Raw genomic sequence first — 10,633 nt, 5'->3', positions numbered from 1 at the left:
GACCAAAACGGCGTAAGGGTTTGCAACCCAGCCCGTACCGCTGCCAACTGCCAAGCTGGCACTTTCTATGCCGTCACCGCAGGGGTAACCTGGAAGCCGATGAAATGGCTGAATATTCGTCCTAATGTGCGCTATGACTGGGTCGATACTAACGCCGCCACCGGTCAACTGCCCTTTGACGGCGGCAACCAAAAAGACCAGTTCTTGTTCTCTACGGATATGACAGTGGCGTTTTAAAAGCTTCGATACCTCTATCTCTTCCTCTGCACTCTAAATGCGCCTTCGGGCGCATTTTTTTGTTCACTCAAGATCTTGCATATAACAAACGACCGCACCAATACGACTCATAGACACAACAAAAGCACCATTTTGGTGCGATTCTTTCAAATTGCTGCTTAACATCTGCTTTAATCTCAAGGTTTCTTTGTTTATCTCAATTGGCATGATCTGTGCTTTAACTAATCCAAGCGAATCCCTTTTGTATGCAAAAGGTTTCTCCTAACCCATTAGGAAAGGTTCTCTTGGTTGTTAACTTGATGAAGGAGTAAATATGAAACTGATAACCGCAATTGTTAAGCCGTTTAAACTCGATGATGTGCGTGAGGCACTGTCAGAACTGGGTGTATCTGGTATAACAGTCACTGAAGTAAAGGGCTTTGGCCGTCAAAAGGGACATACCGAACTGTATCGCGGTGCCGAGTATGTGGTTGATTTTTTGCCCAAGGCGAAGGTTGAGGTCGCCGTCACGGAAGCTTTAGTCGATCAAGCTGTGATAGCGATCAGCAAGGTTGCCAATACCGGCAAAATTGGCGACGGCAAAATTTTTGTAACTAATTTAGAGCAGGTTATTCGGATTCGTACCGGAGAAACTGGCGAAGAAGCTCTGTAAGGGGGAATGAGATGAAAAAAAGAAATTCGGGTTTTTGGGGCATAATTGGGTTGTTATTGATGGGTTTGTCGTCTGTTGTTTCCGCTGAAGATGTGGTCGCAGCAGCGGTAGTAGTGCCAACCGTTAACAAAGGTGATACCGCATGGATGATCGTGGCGACTGTGCTAGTCATTTTGATGGTGATACCAGGCCTGGCATTATTCTACGGCGGCATGGTACGCGCCAAAAATATGCTGTCAGTCCTGATGCAAGTCTTCGTTATTTTCTCAATGATGGCAATTTTGTGGGCGATTTATGGTTACAGTGTTGCCTTTACTGAGGGTAATGCCTTCTTTGGCGGTTTTAGCAAGATGTTCCTGCTTGGCATCACGCCTGATTCGATGGCGGCGACGTTCAGTAAGGGTGCTTACGTCCCAGAATATATCTACGTGGCGTTCCAGTTGACGTTCGCGGCTATCACACCAGCCTTGATTGTCGGTGCATTTGCCGAACGGGTTAAGTTTTCGGCGGTGCTGTTGTTCATGTTCATCTGGTTTACGTTTTCTTACCTGCCGATGGCGCACATGGTTTGGTATTGGACAGGTCCTGATGCGTACACCGATGCTAAAGCCGCAGAAGCTGCGGGTGCAACAGCGGGCTTTTTGTTCCAAAAAGGCGCATTGGATTTTGCGGGTGGCACGGTCGTCCATATCAATGCCGGTATCGCAGGCTTGGTGGGCTGTTTGATGATAGGCAAACGCATCGGCTTCAAAAAAGAATCTTTAGCCCCACATAGCGTGACCATGACCATGATTGGCGCATCCTTATTGTGGGTAGGCTGGTTCGGATTTAACGTTGGATCTAACCTTGAAGCCAATGGGTTAGCGGCTTTGGTCTTTGTGAACACCTTACTTGCCAGCGCGGCAGCAACCTTATCTTGGATGGGCGCAGAATGGCTGATGCGAGGCAAGCCTAGCATGTTAGGCGGGGCTTCCGGCGCAATCGCTGGTCTGGTTGCCATTACGCCCGCATGTGGCTGGGCAGGACCGATGGGGGCTATTGGTCTGGGTTTAGTCGTTGGTGCAGTGTGCTTCTGGGCAGTTACCTACCTGAAAGCAAAATTGGGTTATGACGACTCCCTGGACGCTTTCGGCGTGCATGGCATAGGTGGAATTATCGGCGCTATTGGCACTGGCATTGTCGCCAGCCCAAGTTTGGGCGGCACAGGTGTTTGGGACTATGTGGCTAATGGTGTCGCTGAATTCAGTATGTCTACCCAAGTTACCAGCCAATTATGGGGTGTTGGGGTGTGTATCGTTTGGTCTGGCGTGGTTTCTTTCATCGCTTTTAAGATCGTGGATGTGCTGATAGGGCTGCGTGTTAGTGAAGAAGTCGAGCGTGAAGGCTTGGATATTTGCGAGCATGGGGAATCTGCTTATCACAATTAATTGAGATAAGTCAGATTCTGATTGTAGCACGTAGGGCGGGTCATGACCCGCCTTACAAGTTACCTACAGTACGGACGTTAAGTATCAAGCTTTATTTTACCGTTCGCATATTGGTGAATAAGTGAGCTAATAAGAGTTTGATACGGTAACCCTTGGCTAAGAGACTTGGCCTTTATACGTTCAATATCGCTTTCCAACAACCTTATGCTAATGGCTTTTTTCTTGCTCATTTGGCTACGGGCTATTTGGGTGTAACGGCTTTTTTCTTCCTCTACATTTTCAATACTTATCGCTCGACCGCTTTCAACGTATTCGATTATAGCTTTTTCTTCTACTGAAAGTTTAGCTGTCATGTTGGGTTCCTTCTAAGTAAAGCTTTTGGTATTTACGGCTAGGAATGATGTTTTTCAGGAAAACCATTTCTTCCTCTTCTACAAATGGCACGTAATAAACATAGCCCCGTATTTCAACGATAAATAACTTCTGCTTGGGATATTTCGCCGGATTATGGTGTGGCAAAATATCGAGCAGCCTTTCTTCGCTGATGGCGATAAACACATCCTCAAAACAAACCTCTCGATTGATTTTAAGTTGCTTGTTTTTGCCTTCATCCCATTCAAAGTGCATATTCAGCACGCTATTTTGTATATGCAGAGTATATCACAAATAGCCCACTTTTTTATCTACTGCCCATTACCACTCCACGCCGGATAATCAGCATACCCCTTCTCATCCCCACCATAAAAAGTCGCACTATCGGATGTATTTAACGGTAATTGATGAGCAAAGCGGTAAGGTAAATCAGGATTTGCGATAAACAATTTGCCGAAGGCGACCATATCGGCTCGGTCTTCTGCAATTGCGGTATTCGCCAACGCTAAGTCATAGCCGTTATTGACCATATAGTGTCCGTCAAAACATTGCCTTAATTCCACATAATCAAGTCGGCGCTCGCCGGTCATCATGTCGCCTTCCAAGATATGCAAATACGCCAATGGAAAGTCGGATAAGCGCTTGGCAACGGCATTGAAAGTTTGCTGTGGATTGCTGTCCCTCATATCGTTGAAGGAATTTTCCGGCGATAAGCGTACGCCGACACGATCTTTGCCCCAAACCGCCACAACCTGTTCCGTGACTTCGATTAACAAGCGCATTCGGTTATTAATGTCGCCGCCGTATTGGTCTTGCCGATAGTTGGTGCTGTCTCTGATGAATTGGTCGAGCAGGTAACCGTTTGCGGAATGAATTTCCACGCCGTCAAAACCTGCACGTTTGGCATTTTCCGCCGCGCTGACATAATTGGCAATAATGCCTGGGATTTCCTCGATTGCTAAGGCGCGGGGCGTTTCAAAATCTTGCAAACCTGTGTAGGTAAAAATCTGTCCGCTTGGTTTAAGAGCTGAGGGAGCAACGGGCTTGCCGCCATTGATTTGCAATGAAGTATGCGAAATCCTGCCCACATGCCAAAGTTGGCAAAAGATAAGGCCGCCTGCCTTGTGGACGGCTGCCGTCACTTTAAGCCAACCTTCGACCTGGGCATCGGAATGTATTCCAGGTGTCCCAGGATAACCCAAGCCCTGCGGTGATATTTGGGTGCCTTCGGAAATTATCAACCCCGCACTGGCACGTTGTTGGTAGTATTCAACATTCATGGCTTGCGGTACATTGCCTTCCGCCGCTCGGTTGCGCGTCAAGGGAGCCATGATGATTCGGTTGGCTAATTCGAGATCACCGAACTTGATAGGTGAAAATAGCTTACTTTCCTTTGGTGATGACATTACACACTCCGAAAATATTGGCGTACAAGATAACTATCTATGGAATAGCTGCCACCACCCATGATTAATAAGGCTGTGGTAGCAGACAATAAGGCTAAAGCATACTCAATACCGTGCGTATCCAGGAAAAAACCATGCCCTAAATGCACGATGACCAACGCAACCAGCAAGGTAATGGCACAACTTGCCGCAGCAAGACGGGTAAATAAGCCTAACATCAGCGCGACACCGCCGAAAAACTCTGCGCTGCCTGCCAATAACGCCATAAGTAAACCGGGATGAAGACCGAGTGTATCCATGAACTGCCCCGTTCCCTCAAGTCCATAACCATCAAACCAGCCAAATAGTTTTTGGCTGCCATGCGCTGTTAGGATGAATCCTATCGGAAGTCGTAAAGCCAAGGCTTCCATACCTGCCGCTGATAGGAGTATTTTGTTTAGACTGTTTTTCATGTTTACCTCGAATTTAATCTGAAATATAACGTGTTTAATGCTAAATAAATTAAGCAACTACACCGGAAATAGTACTGGATTTTATCAACATACAATAACTTTGTAGCACACTCAGTACATTATTTTGGGTATTTTGAAGCCGTTTGCTCGTTGTACGTTAATAAATTGTGTATGATTGGAGTCTACGGAAAATCTACCTTCAAGCTACAAATAATTGAGAGAACTCATGAAACTAATAACAGCGATTATTAAACCATTCAAGATGGACGATGTGCGGGAAGCCTTGTCTGAAATTGGCGTGGCAGGTGTGACCGCCACAGAAGTCAAGGGCTTCGGGCGACAAAAAGGCCATACTGAGTTGTACCGTGGGGCAGAGTATGTGGTTGATTTTCTGCCGAAGGTCAAGCTTGAAATTGCCGTAAGTGACGATGTGGTCGATAAGGCAGTCGAAACCATTGTTAATGCCGCCAATACCGGCAAGATCGGTGACGGTAAAATATTTGTGACCAATCTTGAACAGGTAGTGCGTATCAGGACGGGCGAAACGGGGGAAGATGCCATTTAGTTGGTGCTTGGACTACACGATGAATAATAAAAATAATTATAAAAAATATATCTTGAATAAAGGCTTATTTTACCCATTTTGGGGCTTGAGGTCGTGCAAAGGTCTCATAACGCTTGCCTTGCTTTTGGCTTCTGGGTCCGCTTCGGCCGCTGAACTGAATCAAGCAAATACCGCCTGGATACTGACATCAACAGCATTGGTGCTGTTCATGACCATTCCCGGCCTATCGTTGTTTTACGCGGGGCTGGTCAGGAGCAAAAACGTCCTGTCCGTATTAATGCAATGCTTCGCTATCACTTGCCTCATCTCCATCATTTGGCTGGCGGGGGCTTACAGCCTGATTTTCACCGATGGCGGCGATCTGCAAAAGTACTTGGGCGGCATGTCCAAAGCGTTTTTGCCGGATATAACTACCGCATCATTGACGGGCGACATTCCAGAAACGCTTTACTTCATGTTCCAAATGACCTTCGCCATCATAACGCCAGCTTTGATTGTTGGGGCATTTGCCGAACGCATGAAGTTTTCGGCGATGTTGTGGTTCAGTGCCTTGTGGTTGTGCCTGGTTTATGTGCCGATCTGTCATTGGGTTTGGGGCAGTGGTTGGTTAGCCGCTTTGGGTGTAATGGATTTTGCGGGCGGGATTGTCATCCATATCAATGCCGGCGTTGCCGCCTTAGTTTCTGCCTTGGTCATCGGCAAGCGTAAAGGCTTCCCGACCACCGCCATGCCGCCGCACAATATGACGATGGTGGTGACGGGCGCGGGGATGTTGTGGGTAGGCTGGTTCGGTTTCAATGCAGGCAGTGCCTTGACCTCGGATGGTCGTGCAGGCATGGCGATGTTGGTTACTCATATCGGTGCTGCGGCGGGATCATTGACCTGGATGACCATTGAATGGGTACGCTTTGGAAAACCCAGCGTCTTGGGTATAGTCACAGGCATGGTGGCTGGCTTGGGTACGATTACCCCGGCATCCGGTTTTGTCGGCCCTATGGGTGCTTTGGTGATTGGCATAACCGCCGGAATAGTCTGTTTTTGTGCCACCCAAGTTATCAAACGCAAGCTCATCATCGACGATTCACTGGACGTTTTCCCAGTACATGGCATCGGCGGAATCACCGGATCGTTGCTGACTGGCGTATTTGCGGAGGCTAGTTTGGGCGGTATTGGGCTTGCCCCAGGCGTTACCATTATCGACCAAGTCGGCGTTCAAGCCTTGGCGATCTTGGCGACTATCGCGTGGAGTGCATTGTTCAGTTACCTAATCCTTAAGGTTTTGGATAGGTGCATAGGCCTACGCGTCACTGCCGATGAAGAAGTTCAAGGGTTAGATCAGGTCTTACATGAAGAAACTGGTTACTTGGATATCTAAGACCAGCCAGCAGTTTCGGTCAACAATAAGCCTGGGATGGCGATCACTTCTTGATCGTCTCCCAGGGCTAATTGGCAGGGTACGTTCTAACTTATCCGAAATCAAGCCTTCAAACTGGTCTTGGAATGCCGCTAAAGAATCCTTAGATAAGCTGGTTCAGCTTATTTCTAGACCATTTCGCAAAGATAAGGCCACCGATAAACAGGGGCAATCAGTTAAAGTCCGTTCTGGCCTTATTGAAGACCTGAACCAGAAATACCTCAAGTTACCGGAACCCTACGCACGGTTCCTTAAGCCGCTCATCATCACCATCAGCTTGGTCGTAGCGTATGCCGTGTTGGGCTTTTATATAGTGCCAGCGGTTTTGAAATCAAAAATACCCAGCATCATTCAGGAAGAAACCGGCAGAAAAGCCTCGATTGCCAATATAGAATTCAATCCGTTCACCCTATTTGCCAGCATCCAAAGCTTCAAGATTCAGGAAAAAAATGGCAAGCCGTTTGTGGGGTTCGATACGTTTAATGTCAAGATAAACACGTTCCAGTCCATCAAACAACTGGCTTTGGTCATTGATGAAATCGCCCTGAATAAGCCGACGGTTTATCTTGCCAAGTTGAAAGACGGCAAGTTTAATTTTGACGACATGGCAAAACCTAAGAAAAAAGATGAGCCAAAAAAACCGGATGAGGGCGAGATGTTTCCGCTCAATATTGTCAAGTTGTCGATAAAAGACGGGAAACTAAACTGGGATGACAAGCATTTCGCCAGACCCGTATCAGAAGAAATAACCCCGATTAACCTCAATGTCAGCAACTTAAGCACAGAGGAAAAAACAAAAGCCAAACTGGAATTCAACCTGGCACTTAAATCCGGCGGAAAACTGGACTGGAAGGGAAATGTCGGCGTTAACCCGGTCTTTTCGGAAGGCGGAATAAAATTTGATAAGGTGCAGTTGGAAAAAGTGTTGGCTTTGGCCTTATCGGAAACTGCGGCATTTGATTTGAAGGGTAATGAGCAGTTCAATGTCGATTATAAAGTGGGTTTCGACAAAAAAAACCTGAAAATCACCATCAAGAAAAGCCGATTTGAACTGAAAGATTTTCAGTTTGCCGACAAAAGTGCCAGCAAAACTCTCCTCAAAACGCCAACTTTTATCGTTGAAATCGGTTGTGTTGCCACTCTTGCAGAAAACGCTATGGATGTGGTGGTCAATAAGGTCAAATTTGATAGCCGCAACCTACAATTTTCCAACCAAATGCACGGGCAGATGGCCGTTGTGGTGCCTGCGTTTGCCCATGAGACCGACATTAAAGTCACTAAGACGAAAGAAGGCTTAAAAATTGTCGCCAATAAGGCCAAATTGAACATCAAGAACTTTGGGTTAAACCAGGGCAAGGTCGAAGCCAAAATCCCAGATATTGCCCTGGAAGCCTCGTATCAACTGGGGATTGTCGGCAATACCCTGGATCTCACCGTGACGCAGGGCAAGTTTGACCTGCACGATTTGCAAGTGTCCGAAAAGGGCGAAGCCAAAACGCTCATCAAGATTCCAGCTTTCGGCTTGAATGGGATAGGCGTTAACCTCAAAAACCAGGAAATTGTGGTGGATTCGGTGACGGGTAAAGATGCCGAATTCGAGGCGTGGCTGGATAAAGATGGCGTTATCAATTACCAGACCTTATTTGCGCCTCCCAAAGCGGAAGAAGCAAACACGGATATTGCCACCGCCAAGACTGTTGACTTCACAGAAGATACCGGTACGCCAGCAGCACCTGTAAAACCAAAGAAAGACTGGCTTATCAAAGTCAACAATCTGGCCTTGGATAATTTCGGCCTGAATTTTGAAGATAAGTCCTTAAAAAAACCGGTACGCATGACGGCAAGTCCGATCAATCTCAAGTTGAGCAATTACGTCAACAAGCCTGATGCCAAATTGCCCTTCCAACTCGATATAGGCGTTAACAAAACCGGTTCCATCAAGCTGAAAGGCGATACGGTTATTTCGCCGCTTGTTGCAAAAATAGATGTCGATATTAAAAACATTGACCTGGAAACATTCCAGCCTTATGTCGATAAATTTGCGCGGCTTGATGTGTTGGACGGCAAATTCAACATCGACGGCAAATTGATTGTATTGCAACCGCCGGACAAACCGCTGGATGTTAAATTCAAGGGTAACACCGGCATCGCCGACTTGTTGACCCGCGACCAAATCCAGAGCAAGGATTTTATTAAATGGGATAACTTAACTTTCAAAGATTTAGATGTTGATTTGTTGGAAAACCGCTATAGTGCCGCGCTGTTATTGATCGAAAAACCTTATGCCAAAGTCACCATCAGAAAAGATAAAACCATCAACTTTTCTGACATCATGATTCCTGAAAAAGGTGCAGTAGATAAGGCGGCAAAACCCGCTAAACCTGTCAAAGTAGCGCATAGCAAAGCCACACAAAGCACTAAACCGATTTTCAAGTTGGATAAGGTCAAAATCGTCGATGGTTCGTCAGATTTTGCTGATCTGTCACTAATACTGCCGTTTGCCGCGCAAATCAAAAGTCTGGATGGCGGCGCACATGGCATTTCATCAGACCAAAAATCCACCATCAAGGTCGATCTAAAAGGTAACGCCTACGACCTTGCTCCCGTGGATATCAAGGGTGAAATCAGCCCTTACCAAGGCAACTTTGATGTTGACCTCAAATTTGATGGGATGCCCATGCCTTTGGTTACGCCTTATATGGTGCAGTTTGCTGGCTATAAAATCGAAAAAGGTAAGCTGACAATGGGCTTGCACTATCAGGTCGAAAAAGGCCAGTTGAAAGCCTCCAACAACATCCTTATCGACCAACTGGAATTGGGCGAACAAGTCGATAACCCGAACGCCGTGTCCTTACCGCTAGGTTTGGCGATTGCATTACTGAAAGATTCTGACGGCAAAATAAAGCTGGATGTGCCGCTAACAGGCAGCCTGGAAGACCCTCAATTCAGCATTGGCGGGATTATCTTCGATGCATTGGTTAATGTTTTGACCAAGATAGTCACGTCGCCGTTCAATGCGATTGCCTCTTTGGCGGGGAGTGACGAGGATTTGAGTGTCGTCAGTTTTGCGCCCGGCAAGGATGTATTGGACGCAAAGGAAACGGGCAAACTGGATGGCGTAGCAAAAGCATTGATAGAAAAACCCGTACTCAATATCGAAGTTAAAGGCGCGGCTTTTGAAGAACAAGACTGGCCGATCCTGCGCGAAGAAGCCTTATTGGATCAGCTCAAAAAAATCAAAGCCGCAGAACTCAGCGAGGAAGCAGGCAAGAAAGTCCGTGCTGAATATGTGGAATTGACCGAAGATGACTACAACGATTTGCTGGCCGATGCGTTCATCAAACAATTTCCAACCCTGGGCGAGAAAAACCTATTAGGTACGCCAAAATTGATTGGTTCCGATGGCGATTTTTATAAAGCCGCCAAACAAAAGATGTCGGAAATCATCAAACCCGATCCAAAGCGCCTCAAAGACCTTGCATCAGAACGCTCGCAAGCCATCGCAAAATATATCGTCCAGAAAGGTGGCGTACCTAATGAGCGCGTGTTTATCCTAGATTCTGCACTTGATCCCAAGCGAGAAGGTAAGGATATTGTTAGTGCCTTATCTTTGAAAACGAATTGAGCTTGAGATTTCTATTGAACCTACCTTGGATAGGAATCTAAATCGTCTAACTCGTCTGTCAAAATATAGCGTTCAAGGACGAATGCTGACTGATAGCCACCATTCATTCTGAACCTTACATTCTTACAATGATTTACCCGCGCTGAAAACGATCAAAGTTGGCTCAAGCTATCAAGTAGCGCACGGCTTTCCATCAGTCTATTCAATTTACCGGCTGCAACTATTTGCTCAGAAAACCCTGATTTACTAGCTGCAATAACTTGATCGCCTTCTTTCTCTCCAATTCTAAAATTGCGATTGTTATGTGCTACTTTTATAGGCTGATTGGCAGAAATCTGGCGAATTCAACTCTGAAGTGCAATTCTAGTATTCATGCGGCTTGTCGTTTGTCGACGCCAAAAAATACCGCATGGGGTGTTTTGTAGTTTAGCGTTTTTCGTGGTCTGTGATTAAGTTTTTGCATGACAGCCTCTACTTGACTCT

The 10,633-nt window shown here is 46.4% G+C and carries 11 protein-coding genes; 6 read left to right on the top strand and 5 right to left on the bottom strand.

The annotated features are described in order from the left end of the window. On the top strand, positions 1-237 hold a 237-nt coding region (locus AC1YY3_RS12085), incomplete at its 5' end, for an outer membrane beta-barrel protein (protein WP_481825197.1). 63 nt (positions 238-300) lie between these two features. On the opposite strand, the gene AC1YY3_RS12080 is transcribed toward AC1YY3_RS12085, so the two are convergent. Further along, positions 301-444 carry a hypothetical protein gene (locus AC1YY3_RS12080; protein WP_481825198.1) on the bottom strand — a complete coding sequence of 48 codons (144 nt, stop codon included), beginning with the start codon at positions 442-444 and terminating at the stop codon, positions 301-303. 106 nt (positions 445-550) lie between these two features. Here AC1YY3_RS12080 and AC1YY3_RS12075 point away from each other — a divergent pair, with 106 nt between their 5' ends. Next, positions 551-889 (top strand): P-II family nitrogen regulator, encoded by a 339-nt coding sequence (locus AC1YY3_RS12075; protein ID WP_481825199.1) that lies wholly within the window; start codon positions 551-553, stop codon positions 887-889. Between the two features lie 59 nt (positions 890-948). Continuing rightward, positions 949-2,316, top strand: a complete 1,368-nt coding sequence (locus tag AC1YY3_RS12070; protein ID WP_481825205.1) for an ammonium transporter — start codon at positions 949-951, stop codon at positions 2,314-2,316. Positions 2,317-2,393: 77 nt separating this feature from the next. Here AC1YY3_RS12070 and AC1YY3_RS12065 read toward each other — a convergent pair whose 3' ends face one another. Genes AC1YY3_RS12065 through AC1YY3_RS12050 form a run of 4 tightly spaced genes read right to left on the bottom strand, consistent with a single transcriptional unit; the run spans position 2,394 to position 4,546 of the window. Continuing rightward, positions 2,394-2,669 carry a hypothetical protein gene (locus tag AC1YY3_RS12065; protein ID WP_481825200.1) on the bottom strand — a complete coding sequence of 92 codons (276 nt, stop codon included), beginning with the start codon at positions 2,667-2,669 and terminating at the stop codon, positions 2,394-2,396. Next, positions 2,659-2,943 carry a toxin gene (locus AC1YY3_RS12060; protein ID WP_482194511.1) on the bottom strand — a complete coding sequence of 95 codons (285 nt, stop codon included), beginning with the start codon at positions 2,941-2,943 and terminating at the stop codon, positions 2,659-2,661. The genes AC1YY3_RS12065 and AC1YY3_RS12060 overlap by 11 nt, the downstream gene beginning before the upstream one ends. 56 nt (positions 2,944-2,999) lie before the next feature. Continuing rightward, on the bottom strand, positions 3,000-4,094 hold the full coding sequence (locus AC1YY3_RS12055) for an alkene reductase (protein ID WP_481825202.1): 1,095 nt from the start codon (positions 4,092-4,094) through the stop codon (positions 3,000-3,002). Continuing rightward, entirely contained in the window at positions 4,094-4,546 is a 453-nt protein-coding gene (locus tag AC1YY3_RS12050) for a DoxX family protein (RefSeq protein WP_481825203.1), read from the bottom strand. Before AC1YY3_RS12050 ends, AC1YY3_RS12055 begins: the two co-directional genes overlap by 1 nt. 226 nt (positions 4,547-4,772) lie before the next feature. Between AC1YY3_RS12050 and AC1YY3_RS12045 the strand changes: the two genes are divergently transcribed. From AC1YY3_RS12045 to AC1YY3_RS12035, 3 genes are read left to right on the top strand one after another with little or no spacing between them, the layout of a single operon-like run. Continuing rightward, the gene (locus AC1YY3_RS12045; RefSeq protein ID WP_481825204.1) at positions 4,773-5,111 is read left to right on the top strand and encodes a P-II family nitrogen regulator; all 339 of its coding nucleotides are present in this window, start codon (positions 4,773-4,775) and stop codon (positions 5,109-5,111) included. 19 nt (positions 5,112-5,130) lie between these two features. Beyond that, positions 5,131-6,486, top strand: coding sequence for an ammonium transporter (locus AC1YY3_RS12040; RefSeq protein WP_482194510.1), 1,356 nt, complete (start codon positions 5,131-5,133; stop codon positions 6,484-6,486). Then, complete coding sequence (locus AC1YY3_RS12035; RefSeq protein WP_482194509.1) at positions 6,458-10,150, top strand: DUF748 domain-containing protein; 3,693 nt, start codon at positions 6,458-6,460, stop codon at positions 10,148-10,150. Before AC1YY3_RS12040 ends, AC1YY3_RS12035 begins: the two co-directional genes overlap by 29 nt. The last annotated feature ends 483 nt before the right edge of the window (positions 10,151-10,633 follow it).

It is taken from the genome of Methyloglobulus sp. (assembly GCF_964779595.1).
The sequence above is the reverse complement of the archived record's forward strand: the minus strand, read 5'-3'. Positions and strand labels throughout refer to the sequence as shown.

Bases quoted from the DNA above. Each gene is read 5' to 3' on its own strand.
- AC1YY3_RS12080 (WP_481825198.1), bottom strand. From the start codon at position 444: ATGCCAATTGAGATAAACAAAGAAACCTTGAGATTAAAGCAGATGTTA.
- AC1YY3_RS12075 (WP_481825199.1), top strand. From the start codon at position 551: ATGAAACTGATAACCGCAATTGTTAAGCCGTTTAAACTCGATGATGTG.
- AC1YY3_RS12070 (WP_481825205.1), top strand. From the start codon at position 949: ATGGGTTTGTCGTCTGTTGTTTCCGCTGAAGATGTGGTCGCAGCAGCG.
- AC1YY3_RS12065 (WP_481825200.1), bottom strand. From the start codon at position 2,669: ATGACAGCTAAACTTTCAGTAGAAGAAAAAGCTATAATCGAATACGTT.
- AC1YY3_RS12060 (WP_482194511.1), bottom strand. From the start codon at position 2,943: ATGCACTTTGAATGGGATGAAGGCAAAAACAAGCAACTTAAAATCAAT.
- AC1YY3_RS12055 (WP_481825202.1), bottom strand. From the start codon at position 4,094: ATGTCATCACCAAAGGAAAGTAAGCTATTTTCACCTATCAAGTTCGGT.
- AC1YY3_RS12050 (WP_481825203.1), bottom strand. From the start codon at position 4,546: ATGAAAAACAGTCTAAACAAAATACTCCTATCAGCGGCAGGTATGGAA.
- AC1YY3_RS12045 (WP_481825204.1), top strand. From the start codon at position 4,773: ATGAAACTAATAACAGCGATTATTAAACCATTCAAGATGGACGATGTG.
- AC1YY3_RS12040 (WP_482194510.1), top strand. From the start codon at position 5,131: ATGAATAATAAAAATAATTATAAAAAATATATCTTGAATAAAGGCTTA.
- AC1YY3_RS12035 (WP_482194509.1), top strand. From the start codon at position 6,458: ATGAAGAAACTGGTTACTTGGATATCTAAGACCAGCCAGCAGTTTCGG.